The following is a 13994-nucleotide window of genomic DNA, read 5'->3' as shown; positions in this document are numbered from 1 at the left end:
TTTAAATTTGAGGTGATTATATGTACAATCGAGGTGATTTCCATCTTCATACAAATGCGTCTGATGGAAAACTAAGTCCTAAAGAACTAATTCATGAAGCGTCTTTAAATGGTTTGGATATTATTGCAATAACAGATCATGACACAACTTTAAATGTTGAGGAAGGAATCAGAGAAGGTCTAATTGAAAATATAAGGGTAATACCTGGAATAGAACTATCTACTATTTATAATAACGAAAGCATTCACATATTGGGTTATTTTAAAGATGATAAATATAAAGATGTTGCTTTTCAAAATTTCTTAAAAGACATAGATGATTTCAGAATATTAAGAGCTAAAAAAATAGTGGAAAATTTAGATACGTTTTTTAAAATAAAACTAGACTATCAAAAAGTTTTAGATGAAGCTAAAGGAGTAATAGCTAGGCCCCATATAGCTAAAGCAATAATTGATGCTGGTTATAAATATGATTGGAAATATATATTTGATAATTTCCTTTCAAACAGTAGCCCTGCATATGTACACATTAAGAGAATTTCAACAGCCGATGGCATAACCATATTAAAAAAAGTTAATGCATTAGTTGTACTTGCACACCCTGTTCTAATTAAAAAATCAACCATAGATGAAATGCTAAGCTTAGATTTTGATGGTATTGAAGCAGTTTACCCAATAAATACAAAAAAGCAAAAATCACTATTAAAGTCAAAAGCTAAAGAATATGGCAAGTTAATTACTGCAGGTTCAGATTTTCATGGAATTACAACCTCAGATACCAGTCATGGCGTCGTTGGTTCAGTTTCCTTAAGCCATAATGAACTAGCTACCTTTGTAAATGCCTTAGAATCATAAAAGAAAAAAAGTATATATTACTATTAATGCAATGCATTAATAGTAATATATACTTTTTTTACACATAAAAATATTTGTTATTTATTTTGATACCCTATTATGCAGTTATGCTAATATGTATATAAGAAGGATGGCAGGTAAAGTAATAATAAATCTCAATATTACCTACCAAAAAGTCTTTTAGCCGGTAGGCTGCAGATGTGGTAGATATGCTTTGAATTTAATATTCGCAAAACAAATATCTATCGTCTAAAGAAGAGCTCTTGCGCAACTGTGGAACAAAATCGTAAACTAAAGAAAAAAAGCATATATTACGTAAGCTGCATTTGAACAAGCATTAGCAATTTTTTGCTAATGTTATGAAATATACGTTAAGAAAAGTACATGTTTGAGCGATAGTGAGTTTGTACTTTTTAGTGTCTTTCATAATATTAGCTTAGAATTACTCAGCGAAGTGAAAAGCAGTTGTAATAATATACACTTTCTTTTCTATATTTCTATTAAGAAAGCTTCATAAGCTCTAAAAGCTTCATATATGTCTGCTTTGCTTGCAATTTCCCATGGCGCATGCATATTATGAAGAGCAACCCCTGAATCTATAACCTGCATACCAAACCCGGCTAGTATATAAGCTATTGTACCGCCGCCGCCTTGGTCCACTTTTCCAAGCTCTGATGTTTGCCATGAAATATTATGTTTTTCCATTATGGTTCTAAGCTGCGCAATAAATTCTGGATTTGCATCGTTGCATCCTCCTTTTCCGCGAGCCCCAGTATACTTGTTTAAAACTATACCTTTTCCAAAATATGCAGAATTACGTTTTTCCATAACCGAAGGAAAGTTTGGATCATATGCTGCACTTACGTCTGATGATAACATTTTTGAATTTGCTAATGCCCTTCTTACTTTTAAATCACTATATTCTCCCATTAAATTAACAACCTCAGCTACTGTGTTTTCAAAGAATTTTGATTGCATTCCTGTTGCACCAATACTTCCAACTTCCTCTTTGTCCACAAGTAAAACAATACAAGTTTTGTCTGTTTCCTTAATGTTCATTAATGCTTCATAAGAAGTGTACGCACACACTCTATCATCTTGTCCATAAGCCATAATCATACTGCTATCTAGTCCATAGTTTCTAGCGCGTCCTGCAGGTACTACTTCTAATTCTGATGATACGAAATCTTCTTCATCTATATCATATTTATCATTTAAAAGTTTTAATATATTTAACTTAACTCTATTTTTTGCATCCTTATCTTCTACTGGTATACTTCCCATAAATACGTTTAAATCTTCACCTTCGATACCTTTGTCTAAAGTCTTTTTCAATTGATCTGCTGATAAGTGAATTAGAAGATCTGAAATTCCAACTACTGGTTCTTTTTCATCTTCTCCTATTACTACATTTATTACTGTACCATCCTTTTTAACAATAACACCATGAATAGCTAAAGGTAACGTAACCCATTGGTACTTCTTAATTCCACCATAGTAATGTGTTTTAGCTAATGCTAGATCTGAATCCTCATATAATGGATTTTGTTTTAAATCGAGTCTTGGTGAGTCCACGTGAGCACCTAAAATTTTAAAACCCTTTTCAATAGGCTCAGACCCAATTAAAAACAATGCTAAGGTTTTTCCCATACTGCTAGCGTAAACCTTATCACCAGCTTTTAATTTAGTGCCTTCACTTATATAAGTATCAATATTTTTGTAACCGTTTTTTTTAGCTAGTGTAACAAACTCTGTAACGCATTCTCTTTCAGTTTTGCATTTTGACATGAAGTCTATATAATTGTCAGATAATGCAAATACCTTTTTAAAATCACTTTTTGTGTATTTATCCCAAGCTACTTCATATTCTTTTTCTAAACTTTTAATTTCAGACATGTTTATTCCCTCCCTATTATAAATGCTTCCTGCACTTACTATTCTACTAAATATTTCCTAAAATTACAAACATTTAAAGTTACAAAAAAAAACATTATACTCTATGTTAATTCCATTTTTTTATTTCTTAAGAGTTGCAGTTACTTCCTCTATTCTCATATTTATGGTTTCAACAGGAGTTATCTTAGAATTTAAACTGTATCTATAATTAGCTGCAGCTGCTTCAATAATTACTGCTATATTCCTACCTGGCCTAATTGGCAATGTTATTTTTCTTACAGGCACATTTAGAATATCCATAAATTCATTATCTATACCAAGCCTATCATATTCTTCACTCTCATTCCACTGAGTAAGTGATATCAACAAACTAATAGTCTTAGTGTTTAGAACCGAACTCATACCATATATTGCTGGAATATCTATTATCCCCATACCTCTGACCTCCAGCATTCCTGAGGTTATGTATGGGCAACTTCCAAGTAATACACCATCAATTTCTTTAATGTCAACTGCATCGTCTGCGATCAGCCTGTGACCCCTTTTTATAAGTTCTAACGCACATTCACTCTTACCTATCCCACTTTCTCCACTTAATAACATGCCTATACCATAAACATCTACTAGAACACCGTGAAGTCTAGTTTCTGGAGCTAACTTAGTATCTACGTAATTTGTAAATTTACTAATAAATCTTGTAGAAATTAATTTTGTTCGTAAAACCCATCGTCCATTTCCCCTTGCTGCCTCCATAAGTTCCTTATGAGGTTGCATCTGCCTAGTGACTATAACGCAAGGTATATCTAATTTAAAGTATTTATTCAATCGTTTCTTCCTAAGGTCTTCTTCCATACAATCTAGAAAACTCCATTCTGCCATACCTATTAATTGAACTCGATTATTATCGAAATACTGGTAAAAGCCTGCAATTTGAAGCCCCGGTCTATTAATATCACTAACATTAATTAAGTTACCCTTTTCTCCTTCTACTAAAACCTCTAACTTAAAATGCTCTATTAATTCCTCTATAGTAACATCCATTAAAACTCCCCCATTTTTACTGATTTTAAAATTTATTGTTTTTAATAAAGATATTATACTTTTTTAATTGTATCTAATTGTGCTCTAAAATTTCTTTTAACATTGTCAATGTACTTTTGCCTTAACTCTTGTTGTTCTAATTTCTCTTCCTCTGTAAGTTGACTTTCTTTGCTTTTATTATAAAGGTAATTTATTCTGTTAGTTAATTCATCAATATTCATAATATCACTCCTAGACTATTTTTAACTTTTCTATTATACCAAAATATTTTATTCATAAATAGTATAAATGAAACATATTCTGATTTTATAATTATAACACAAGAAAATTAAGACTTTTTTCGTCATTTACATATTATTCCATGTAAGTTTTTTCAACATCTGTATAGATTTTTTTGTTATATTTTACCATTATATAGATGTTTTATTTAACAAATTATAGTATATTTTGTATTTTTTTATATTTTATTGGCTAACTAAAAATTTAACATAGATTGAATAATATGTTATTATATATTTATTCCACAAAAACAAAATAAAGCGAAGAGGTGTTGATGTATGGATATTAAATTAAAAATTATAAAGGAAGAATTAGAATCATTAAGAACAATATTACATTTTTTACTAAATTGTAAAGAGCCTACAGATAAAATAGTTGTATCATGCAGTCAGCAATTAGATGAAGTTATAATTAAATATCAGAAATTTCAAGCCATTTCGGAAAAAGTGGCTTGATAAATCCACACATGATCTTAGATATCCAACTCAATTAAAATATCATCAATTTCAATATTTACATCTGCACCATAAAAAACTACCGCGAATTCATTAAATTCATATGCATCTTCTGATATATCACAACCAATGAATTCATATTCAATTTCCATTTCCTCAGCGCATTCTTCCATTATATCTTCCACATTATCTGCTGAAATATCACTTAAATAAGGCAAGAAAAACTCTTCATACCAATCTTCTTCATTTTGTTTAAAATCTCCTTCTTCATTTGCATAAGATGTAGCAGCTTCAATTTCTACTTCATCATAATAATATTTAAATTTCAGTGCTATAGTGTCCTTTTTATATTGAATTTCAACTATGTCACTTAGGCCATTCTTATTTAGAAAATTTATTATATTTTGCTTATTCAAATATACCCCTCCATAAATCATTTGTGAATTATTTACTGCGATTTAATTCTTGTCTGGATATTATTGCGAAACTTTGTTTTACAATAATATTTAGTATCCTGGTCATTATATTCTTTGCATTTGAAATATTTTTAATTCTTTATAAAAAAAAAGAAAAATTTCACTAACCAAGTGAGATTTTCTTTTATTTACTATAATAAACGTTGTAGCCTAAGTATCCCTAGTAACTTATTAATTCAAGAGTTGTAAATACTCCTCCACAAATTTATCAGCTTGCTCAAATTCCTTGCTGTCTGGGACGAATTTAAATTTAAGTCCTTCCTCGACTACTTTAAATTTTAAAGATTTTAGTCTTTGTGTAAGCATCGGAACTCCTTCACCACTCCATCCATATGATCCGAAAGCTGCTGCGACTTTACCTCTATTTGTTATTGGACACACAAGAGACAGAACATCCCAAGCAGGCTTTACAGCATCTTGATTGATAGTTGGAGAACCAATCATAATACCTGAGGCTTCTTCAATTAATGATACAATCTCACTTAAATTCATAGATGTTATTTCATGAACTTCAGCCTTTATTCCCTTTTCATTAATTTTATTAGCTATATATTTTGCCATAGCCTCAGTATTATGATAAGCGGATATGTATAATATTTGAATGTTTTTTTCTTTTATCTCGTAAGTTTTAGCCCACTTTCTATAAAGGTCTACATACATTTTAATATCCTCTACATGTATAGGACCATGGCTTGGCGCTACCATATCTAATTCTAAATCTTTGATTTTATCTAATCCCATATTAACAAATTTTTTAAATGGTCCCATTATAACGTCAAAATAATATTTCATTTCGTCGAAATAATCACCTGAGCAAGCATCCGTTATACAATTAACTGGTGAATAATGACAACCCATTACGTCACAAGTAAACAATACTTTTTCTTCCTTATCATATGTAAACATTGTATCAGGCCAATGTAAATTTGGTGCTGAAATAAATTGTAATGTGTTTTTACCTAAGCAAATCTCTCCTACTGCTGGCCTACTATTAAATTCCTTGTTAGTAATTTCTTTTAGATACGTTATAGCAGGTTTTGAAGCTAGAACAACAGCCTCTGGATAAACTTCTAAGAGCTTACCTAAAGAACCACTATGGTCGAGTTCTGTATGTTGAACAATTATGTAATCAACTTTTCTTTCTCCAATAACACCTTTTATTTTATCTAAAAACCCTTCAAAGAAACCATTTTTAACACAATCTATTATAGCAACTTTTTCATCATCTATTAAATATGAATTATATGTAGTTCCTTTCTTTGTTTCCATTATAATATCAAATACCTCGAGCTTAGGATCGTTTACCCCAACCCAATAAATATTGTCTTTTAACTTTGTTGTTTCCATTCTCAAAGTCCTCCTTTAGTTCTCTTAGTGTCTAACAATTATTAATTGTTAGACATCCTATAAACCTATATGATTTTAATCATCTTACATATAATATATTTTACCACATTTATCAAATCCATTCAACTAATAATGATTATTAGTTGAATGGATTTGATATACATGAAAATGCATATACTTTATAGTTTGTCACTTAAATATTAAAATATTCTATTATTCACCCTGAAAAATAAAATATTTTTTAATAATAAGGATACTGAGCCATATACTTTAATAGCACGAACTTTAAGGAGGGCTCTATGAATATTTTAATAACTGGCGCAAAAGGTAATATTGGAACTTATCTTTGTAATATCTTGTCTAAATCACATACTATATATGGATTAGATAAAACTGAACTTAACATAACTGATAAAATAACTACCGAGAAAACTCTGTATGAATTAAAGCCTGACGCTGTAATTCATACTGCGGGCATGACAAATAAATATATTTGTGAATACCATGAATCTTTAGCCTATGATGTAAACACTGTAGGAACTTTAAACATTGCTAATTGTTGTAATTCGCTTAGTATCCCCCTAGTATACCTATCTAGCACAGATGTATACGGAGATACTAATACAACACCCTACAGTGAAGTTGATGAATGTACCCCAATAAACGCCTATAGCAAAAGTAAATTAGGTGGAGAAGAATTAATACAAACCATTTGTGAAAAATATTTTATTGTCCGCACCTCAAATATATTTGGTGGCAATGATTGTTTTGTGAGAAAGCTCATAAATGGCAAACATACAGCAATTTATCTATTTTCGGACCCCACCCTTTCCGTAACTTATATTGAAGATTTAACTATAGTCCTTCAGAGACTATTAGAAACTGATAAATATGGGATATATAACTATACCAATGAAGGTTGTTTATCAAAGTCAATGCTAATAAATAGTATTATAGAATTTAGTAATCTCGATGTTCCGTTAGTTGTGAATTCAGATAAGCTTTTATCCAATCTCATTAAAGAACCTAAATATACCTGTGTAAATAATTCGCATATAAAACATTCTCTTGGCATTGAAATTGCTCCTTGGGATGATAGACTTAAAGATTACATTAATAAACACCTTAAATTGTAAAAAAGAGCATGCCTTATGATTTTAATAATCTCAGGCATGCTCTTGTACAAAATTATTCTGTTGTTACTTCGTACATTTCCTCAGCTCTAGACATATATAATACTCCATCTAGATGGTCAATTTCATGACATAAGGCCCTTGCCAGTAATCCTGAAGCTTCATAAGTTACTGGTTTCCCCTTAATATTAATTCCTACAACTGTAACGTTTGTAGGTCTAAATACTTCACCTTCATATCCTAAGTAGCTTAAACAGCCCTCATAATCCTTTTCATTTCCTGACTGAGCTGTTATTTTAGGATTTATAATTATTATTGGATTTTCTTCTTCTTCTCCTAAATCAATTAAGATAACCCTTTTTAAAATTCCTATTTGAGGAGCCGCAAGTCCTATTCCATTACCCTCATAAAGCGTATCCATCATATCGTCAATTGTGTTTAATACCTTCCTATCTATTTTTCCTACCTTCTCACAAATCATATTAAGACGCTCGTCTCCATATTGTAAAATTTTCCTAACTGCCATATGCATTCTCCTTTTCTTTATACTAATTGCGTTTCACAGCAATAACTTTTAAATGTATACATATATTCTATTCTAAATATATGTATACATCAACTAAAATCTCAGCAAAAAAATTAAGGCATCACTAAAGACACCTTAATTCCACCTTATTTATGTGCTAATTCTTTTTGCATCTGCTAGCTCTTGAGCTTTCTCCATCATACTTTTAACCTTCATAAGTCTAGTTAAAGCTCCACGCTCATTTTCCTCAAGCTTCATTCTTATATACTTTATAGTTTCATTGAGTTGAGGTATAGTCATGTATTCAAGTGCATTAACCGTTCTTCTAGTTTTTTCAATCTCATCTGCCATGAGCTGACAAGATTTTTCTACTTCTGCAAGTTCTAAAAGCTCCGGCAAGGCTAAATATAACTTTTCTATAGCTCCATCAAGATCTGCCGAAGTGCTGGCAAATCCATATGGATATATACTGCCAGGATCATCTTCTAATTCTCTTTTAAACTTCATTATCGGAACATTAACACTCATAAGATTTTTTGTCTCAACTTCTACAGAAATTTTTTCTTTTGGTTGCGCTATTGCTTCCTCTAGAAATTCTGATGACATTAATGCACTTGCCATAACAAAATCCTTAAAAGAGTTCTGTAATTCTTCTTCAACTTTCGCTCGTAGTTTATTGTTATGTTTTATAAGATCAATGAATCTTCTCATAAGCTCATCTTGCTTATCCTTTAATAATTTATGACCACGAGTAGCTGTACCTAATCTTTTTTTTAGTTTAGTAAGCTCCATTCTAGTTGGATTAACATTGAGCCTCGCCACGTTTACTCACCCTCTTTTTTTGGTAAGTATTTTTCTACATATTCATCTCTAATTCTCTTAAGTTCATTTCTTGGGAGAATAGATAGAAGCTCCCATCCTAAATTTATTGTTTCATCAATAGTCCTATTAGTTTCAAATCCTTGGGAAACATATCGTTTTTCAAAAGCATCTGCAAATATTGCATATTTTTTGTCTGCATCAGATAATGCTGACTCTCCTAATATAACTGCAAGCTCTTTTGCTTGCTTACCTTGAGCATATGCAGCAAATAGTTGATTCATCGTATCAGCATGATCTTCGCGCGTTTTGCCTTTGCCTATACCTTTATCTTTAAGTCTTGATAACGACGGTAGAACATCTACTGGTGGCATAATGCCTTTTTTATAAAGTTCTCGGCTTAAAATAATCTGACCTTCAGTTATATATCCCGTTAAGTCAGGAATTGGATGAGTTATATCATCTTCCGGCATTGTAAGTATAGGAATTTGAGTTATTGAACCTTCAAGTCCTTTAATCCTACCTGCTCTTTCATATAGCGTCGAAAGATCAGTATAAAGATATCCTGGATATCCACGTCTACCTGGAACTTCTTTTCTTGCAGCTGAAACTTCACGCAGAGCCTCACAGTAATTTGTAAGATCAGTCATAATTACAAGTACGTGAAATCCTTTTTCGTAAGCAAGATATTCAGCTGTAGTTAGTGCCATTCTAGGCGTAGCTATTCTCTCAATAGCTGGGTCATTTGCAAGATTCATAAATAATACAGTTCTGTCTATTGCACCAGTTTTTGTAAAATCATCTACGAAAAACTGTGCTTCTTGAAAAGTTATTCCTATAGCTGCAAATACAACAACAAATTTCGTATCTGAATTTAATACCTTTGCTTGCCTTGCTATTTGAGCCGCAAGTTGCGCATGTGGGAGACCCGAACCAGAAAACACTGGTAATTTTTGTCCACGAACTAAAGTATTAAGTCCATCAATAGCTGAAATACCTGTTTGAATAAACTCTGACGGATAGTCTCTTGCCACAGGGTTCAATGCCTCTCCATTTATATCGAGTCTCTTGTCAGGAATAATTTTAGGTCCACCGTCTTTAGGCCTACCAAGTCCATCAAAGACCCTTCCAAGCATATCTTCTGAAACTCCAAGTTCTAGTGGTCTTCCTAAAAATTTAGCCTTACTACCTTTTAAGTTAATTCCAGCAGAACTTTCAAATAACTGAACCATTGCTTTATCTTCATTTATTTCAAGTACTTTTCCGCTACGAATTTCACCGTTCTGTAGTTCTATTTCCACTAGTTCATCGTACCGAACGCCTTGAACTTTTTCTACAACCATAAGTGGCCCTACAACTTCTGTTATAGTTTTGTATTCTTTAATCATTTACAGCTCCTCCTTCCGTTATTAATTCTTCAATATCATTAGATAGGGCCGTAAATATATCATCAATTTTTGACATATCAGTTTCTGCAATATATTTTGCTCTTGCTATTTTATCACGCGCAGGAATTTCTAATATCTTTTTCAAATAAATCCCTGAACTCAATGCTTTTTCACCCTCAACATGGAATTCTAAAACTAATTTCAACATTTTATATTGTTTGTTAAGTGACGTAAAAGTATCAACCTCATGGAATGCATTCTGTTGTAAATAATCTTCTCTAATTGATTTTGCAACTTCTAGTTTTAACCTGTCCTTTTCAGAAAGAGCATCTACACCTACAAGTCTTACTATTTCATCAAGTTTTGCTTCTTCTTGCAAAATGGTCATAGCTTTAACCCTAAGCTCAGTCCAATCGGCAGCAACGTTCTCATCCATCCAATTAGCTAGCTGATCCAAATATAGTGAATAAGAATCCAACCAATTTATTGATGGAAAATGTCTTCTATAAGCAAGTTGCGCGTCTAGTCCCCAAAACACTTTGACTATTCTAAGCGTTGCTTGAGTAACTGGCTCTGATAAATCTCCACCAGGAGGTGATACTGCGCCAATAACTGTAATTGCGCCTATTCTTTTGTCGTCTCCAATGCAAACTACCTTTCCAGATCTTTCATAAAAATCTGCTACACGTGAGCCTAGATATGCTGGATACCCCTCATCACCTGGCATTTCCTCAAGTCTTCCTGACATTTCGCGTAGAGCCTCTGCCCATCTTGACGTAGAATCTGCCATTAATGCTACAGCAAATCCCATGTCCCTAAAATACTCTGCAATAGTTATACCTGTATATACAGAAGCTTCCCTAGCTGCAACTGGCATATTAGAAGTATTTGCAATGAGCACCGTTCTTTTCATTAGTGATTCACCTGTTTTGGGATCTTTAAGTTCTGGAAACTCATTCAAAACATCTGTCATTTCATTGCCACGTTCACCGCAACCTATGTAAACAACTATTTCTGCATCTGCCCATTTTGCAAATTGATGTTGAACTACAGTTTTTCCACTACCAAAAGGACCCGGAACACATGCCGTACCACCTTTAGTTACTGGAAAGAAAGTATCTATTACTCTTTGACCTGTAACTAGTGGTTCTATTGGATTTAATTTATCAGCATAAGGTCTTCCACGTCTTACTGGCCACTTTTGCATTAACGTAATTTGCTTAATTCCGCCATCTGTTTGCACCTCTGCTACTACATCTTCTACAGTATATTCTCCTGCAGTTATAGACGTTATAGTACCCTCTATTCCTTTAGGCACCATTATTGTTTGAGTTATAACAGTAGTTTCCGCAACTGTTCCTATAGCTACGCCATATGAAACAATATCTCCAACGGACGCCGTAGGAACAAAGTCCCATTTTCTTTCTCTATCTAGTGGCGAAACATTTACACCTTTTGTTAAGTAATTACCAGCTATAGCTCTTATTTTATCAAGCGGTCTTTGAATACCATCAAACATTGATTCTATAAGTCCTGGTCCAAGTTCAACACTTAGTGGTTCACCGGTAGTAACTACTGGATCTCCTGGTCCGAGGCCTGATGTTTCTTCATATACTTGAATAGAGGCTCTATCTCCTCTCATTTCAATAATTTCGCCAATAAGACCCTTATCTCCAACCTTAACTACGTCATATATATTAGCTTCGTCCATATCTTTTGCAACAACTAATGGACCTGAAACTTTTACAATTTTACCGATTTTCAAGTTATCTCCCTACCTTTCTATAAAATATTTACGCCCACTGCTTTTTCTACATTATCGCGAATTCTTTGCATTCCTATATTTAGTGAGCCTTGATTACTTGGTATTAATATAATGGCAGGAATCATCTGTCTGTTATATCTTGCTATAGTTTCATCTAAGTGCTGAGCTATCTGCTCAGTTACAAATATAACTGCATAATTACTTGACGCCATTTTATCTATAGCTTTTTTAGCTTCTTCTACTTCAATAACCGGATATACGTCAATTCCAAGAGCTTTGAAAGCAAGTATTGAATCTTTATCTCCAACTACTCCTACTTTATGCATAAACTTCACGCATCCTTTCTCTTATGATCGTCGTATCAACATTATTTAATTTCCCAACCGTAATTATTCTTATTATCTTTATTTCTGTTTCCTTTGCTGCGATATACGCAAATATTGGCTCAGGTCCAAAAGTAACATACTTAGCGGCCCTTAGCTTCTCCATAATATAGTTTTCTGATAATTTTTCTAAACTAGAAAGTTTACCAGTTTTAATATATTCTTCTAGTCCAATTCTTACAACTTCTCCATATTTTGATGAAGAAAATTTAGTTGCCATATTTTCAATTGGATCACTAAAAGCTGTTAATAGAACATCACTAGATATATCTCCACCAATTAATATAACTTCTTTAAAAAAGTTAACATCCTTTTGTTGTTTTTTTAATCTAATTATTGACTTAATATTAGAAAAATCTATACTTTTCTTAACATATTCAATTATAAAATCAATTTTTGTTTCTTCTGCCCTAGCTAACATATCTACATACATATACCTATCCAATATAATATCTATCTTTTGAGGATCATTAAGTTCTTTGTATACTTTTTCCACCTCAATTATAGCTTCCCTCATATTAGGGTCTAATTTCTTATATTCCATAGTTGTCATGTAAAATTTTAATTCCTCTATATTTACTGTACCTGCTGGAATTAGCATATGAGAAAAGTCCTTATCTAAAGTTCTTCCTTTTAACAACACTTTTATATTATGATAATCATATTTCAAACTCATAATATCTACTATAGAAGGATATGGAGAAACTTCATACATAAGGGAGTATACTCTATTTAGCTCATCCTTAAGTAATATATTGTAGTCCTCTGCTCTTTTTACATTTCCCATCAAACTTGCATATTCGGTTTCCTTCAAAATTTTAAGTACTTCATCCGCCGAGGAGCTGTCAATCATTCTCTCAATCTTTACTTTACTCAGGAGTCTTTTTTCTAATACTCTTAGCCTAGCCACAGCTTGTGTAAAATCCATATTATTCATATATGGCTATCCTCCTTGTTTTGATCCGGAGTGGATACCAATTATAAATTGGTATCCACTCCTTAAATTTTATTTACATTTATTTAAATAATGCGTTAACAATTTCAGGTTCTAGTTCATCCCTTAAGGAGTTAACTAGACTTTCAAAAGTATTATTAATCTCTATACCATTTTTAAGTACTACAAATCCACTTTTTATATCTCGATTATCGGAACTTAATTTTAATTCACCTATTTTTCCATTAGTTTTTAGTGAAATATTAATTCCAGATAAATATTCATCGCTTACAATACTTTTATATTTCCCAGGAAGTATTATTTCTTCATCCCCTGCTATTGGCATTGATAAAAGATATTTTTTTATAAGTTCCAAATAATCATTATCATTTATCGCCATAAGTTTTTCTAGCGCACTCTCAAATACCTTATCAATCATTTTTTGCATAGCCCCTAGCTTTTCATTTCGTGCTTTTAGCTGAGAATTTGATACAATTCTCTTACTCACCATAATAGCTTCAACCTTAGTTTTTTCTATCATTTGTTTTTTTACTAGTTCTGCTTCTTTTGTTTTCTTTTCTATTAATAAAATTTCATTGTTTTTAGCTTCTTTCAAAATAGTTTCTGCTTTAATTTTAGCATCTTCTATTATCTTGGCAGCTAATTTATCTAAATTTGACATATTCTCACTTCCTCTA

15 protein-coding genes are annotated in these 13994 nt (G+C 32.0%); 3 read left to right on the top strand and 12 right to left on the bottom strand.

Annotated features, from left to right (window positions below; translation table 11 throughout):
- The first annotated feature begins 20 nt into the window (after positions 1-20).
- A complete protein-coding gene (locus ACWJJ2_RS00585) occupies positions 21-854 on the top strand; it encodes a PHP domain-containing protein (protein WP_216301737.1) in 834 nt (277 codons plus the stop codon).
- A 489-nt stretch (positions 855-1343) separates the two neighbouring features.
- Here ACWJJ2_RS00585 and ACWJJ2_RS00580 read toward each other — a convergent pair whose 3' ends face one another.
- The 3 genes from ACWJJ2_RS00580 to ACWJJ2_RS00570 all read right to left on the bottom strand — a co-directional run bounded on the left by ACWJJ2_RS00580 (position 1344) and on the right by ACWJJ2_RS00570 (position 4012).
- Positions 1344-2750 carry an aminopeptidase gene (locus ACWJJ2_RS00580; RefSeq protein ID WP_216301736.1) on the bottom strand — a complete coding sequence of 469 codons (1407 nt, stop codon included), beginning with the start codon at positions 2748-2750 and terminating at the stop codon, positions 1344-1346.
- A 120-nt stretch (positions 2751-2870) separates the two neighbouring features.
- Positions 2871-3791, bottom strand: a complete 921-nt coding sequence (gene hprK, locus ACWJJ2_RS00575; protein WP_165411867.1) for an HPr(Ser) kinase/phosphatase — start codon at positions 3789-3791, stop codon at positions 2871-2873.
- Positions 3792-3844: 53 nt separating this feature from the next.
- Positions 3845-4012: a DUF896 domain-containing protein gene (locus ACWJJ2_RS00570; protein WP_216301735.1), complete on the bottom strand. Its 168-nt coding sequence runs from the start codon at positions 4010-4012 to the stop codon at positions 3845-3847.
- A gap of 336 nt (positions 4013-4348) precedes the next feature.
- On the opposite strand from ACWJJ2_RS00570, the gene ACWJJ2_RS00565 reads away from it, so the two are divergent.
- Positions 4349-4525: an aspartyl-phosphate phosphatase Spo0E family protein gene (locus tag ACWJJ2_RS00565; RefSeq protein WP_216301734.1), complete on the top strand. Its 177-nt coding sequence runs from the start codon at positions 4349-4351 to the stop codon at positions 4523-4525.
- A gap of 17 nt (positions 4526-4542) precedes the next feature.
- On the opposite strand, the gene ACWJJ2_RS00560 is transcribed toward ACWJJ2_RS00565, so the two are convergent.
- Entirely contained in the window at positions 4543-4941 is a 399-nt protein-coding gene (locus tag ACWJJ2_RS00560; protein ID WP_216301733.1) for a hypothetical protein, read from the bottom strand.
- Positions 4942-5172: 231 nt separating this feature from the next.
- The gene (locus tag ACWJJ2_RS00555; RefSeq protein ID WP_462953715.1) at positions 5173-6348 is read right to left on the bottom strand and encodes an FprA family A-type flavoprotein; all 1176 of its coding nucleotides are present in this window, start codon (positions 6346-6348) and stop codon (positions 5173-5175) included.
- 299 nt (positions 6349-6647) lie between these two features.
- Between ACWJJ2_RS00555 and ACWJJ2_RS00550 the strand changes: the two genes are divergently transcribed.
- Positions 6648-7484 (top strand): SDR family oxidoreductase, encoded by an 837-nt coding sequence (locus ACWJJ2_RS00550; protein WP_216301731.1) that lies wholly within the window; start codon positions 6648-6650, stop codon positions 7482-7484.
- Between the two features lie 52 nt (positions 7485-7536).
- Here the strand turns inward: ACWJJ2_RS00550 and def are convergent, their stop codons facing one another.
- From def to ACWJJ2_RS00515, 7 genes are all read right to left on the bottom strand, one after another.
- Positions 7537-8007 (bottom strand): peptide deformylase, encoded by a 471-nt coding sequence (gene def / locus ACWJJ2_RS00545; protein WP_462952871.1) that lies wholly within the window; start codon positions 8005-8007, stop codon positions 7537-7539.
- Positions 8008-8157: 150 nt separating this feature from the next.
- Positions 8158-8799: a V-type ATP synthase subunit D gene (locus ACWJJ2_RS00540; protein WP_253198064.1), complete on the bottom strand. Its 642-nt coding sequence runs from the start codon at positions 8797-8799 to the stop codon at positions 8158-8160.
- Between the two features lie 32 nt (positions 8800-8831).
- Positions 8832-10214: a V-type ATP synthase subunit B gene (locus tag ACWJJ2_RS00535; RefSeq protein ID WP_165411875.1), complete on the bottom strand. Its 1383-nt coding sequence runs from the start codon at positions 10212-10214 to the stop codon at positions 8832-8834.
- Complete coding sequence (locus tag ACWJJ2_RS00530; RefSeq protein WP_216301728.1) at positions 10207-11979, bottom strand: V-type ATP synthase subunit A; 1773 nt, start codon at positions 11977-11979, stop codon at positions 10207-10209. Before ACWJJ2_RS00530 ends, ACWJJ2_RS00535 begins: the two co-directional genes overlap by 8 nt.
- Before the next feature lie 17 nt (positions 11980-11996).
- Positions 11997-12305, bottom strand: a complete 309-nt coding sequence (locus ACWJJ2_RS00525; RefSeq protein ID WP_165411877.1) for a V-type ATP synthase subunit F — start codon at positions 12303-12305, stop codon at positions 11997-11999.
- Entirely contained in the window at positions 12298-13299 is a 1002-nt protein-coding gene (locus tag ACWJJ2_RS00520) for a V-type ATP synthase subunit C (protein ID WP_216301727.1), read from the bottom strand. Before ACWJJ2_RS00520 ends, ACWJJ2_RS00525 begins: the two co-directional genes overlap by 8 nt.
- A 79-nt stretch (positions 13300-13378) precedes the next feature.
- A complete protein-coding gene (locus tag ACWJJ2_RS00515) occupies positions 13379-13978 on the bottom strand; it encodes a V-type ATP synthase subunit E (RefSeq protein WP_216301726.1) in 600 nt (199 codons plus the stop codon).
- Between the last annotated feature and the right edge of the window lie 16 nt (positions 13979-13994).

It is taken from the genome of Clostridium sp. CM039, from assembly GCF_055081075.1.
This window is presented reverse-complemented; position numbering and strand designations above follow the sequence as displayed.

What these genes read in the sequence shown, in the direction of transcription:
- ACWJJ2_RS00520 (WP_216301727.1), bottom strand. Translation starts at nt 13,299, where the DNA reads ATGAATAATATGGATTTTACACAAGCTGTGGCTAGGCTAAGAGTATTA.
- ACWJJ2_RS00550 (WP_216301731.1), top strand. Translation starts at nt 6,648, where the DNA reads ATGAATATTTTAATAACTGGCGCAAAAGGTAATATTGGAACTTATCTT.
- ACWJJ2_RS00525 (WP_165411877.1), bottom strand. Translation starts at nt 12,305, where the DNA reads ATGCATAAAGTAGGAGTAGTTGGAGATAAAGATTCAATACTTGCTTTC.
- ACWJJ2_RS00580 (WP_216301736.1), bottom strand. Translation starts at nt 2,750, where the DNA reads ATGTCTGAAATTAAAAGTTTAGAAAAAGAATATGAAGTAGCTTGGGAT.
- ACWJJ2_RS00555 (WP_462953715.1), bottom strand. Translation starts at nt 6,348, where the DNA reads ATGGAAACAACAAAGTTAAAAGACAATATTTATTGGGTTGGGGTAAAC.
- ACWJJ2_RS00535 (WP_165411875.1), bottom strand. Translation starts at nt 10,214, where the DNA reads ATGATTAAAGAATACAAAACTATAACAGAAGTTGTAGGGCCACTTATG.
- ACWJJ2_RS00585 (WP_216301737.1), top strand. Translation starts at nt 21, where the DNA reads ATGTACAATCGAGGTGATTTCCATCTTCATACAAATGCGTCTGATGGA.
- ACWJJ2_RS00540 (WP_253198064.1), bottom strand. Translation starts at nt 8,799, where the DNA reads ATGGAGCTTACTAAACTAAAAAAAAGATTAGGTACAGCTACTCGTGGT.
- ACWJJ2_RS00570 (WP_216301735.1), bottom strand. Translation starts at nt 4,012, where the DNA reads ATGAATATTGATGAATTAACTAACAGAATAAATTACCTTTATAATAAA.
- def (WP_462952871.1), bottom strand. Translation starts at nt 8,007, where the DNA reads ATGGCAGTTAGGAAAATTTTACAATATGGAGACGAGCGTCTTAATATG.
- ACWJJ2_RS00515 (WP_216301726.1), bottom strand. Translation starts at nt 13,978, where the DNA reads ATGTCAAATTTAGATAAATTAGCTGCCAAGATAATAGAAGATGCTAAA.
- ACWJJ2_RS00565 (WP_216301734.1), top strand. Translation starts at nt 4,349, where the DNA reads ATGGATATTAAATTAAAAATTATAAAGGAAGAATTAGAATCATTAAGA.
- hprK (WP_165411867.1), bottom strand. Translation starts at nt 3,791, where the DNA reads ATGGATGTTACTATAGAGGAATTAATAGAGCATTTTAAGTTAGAGGTT.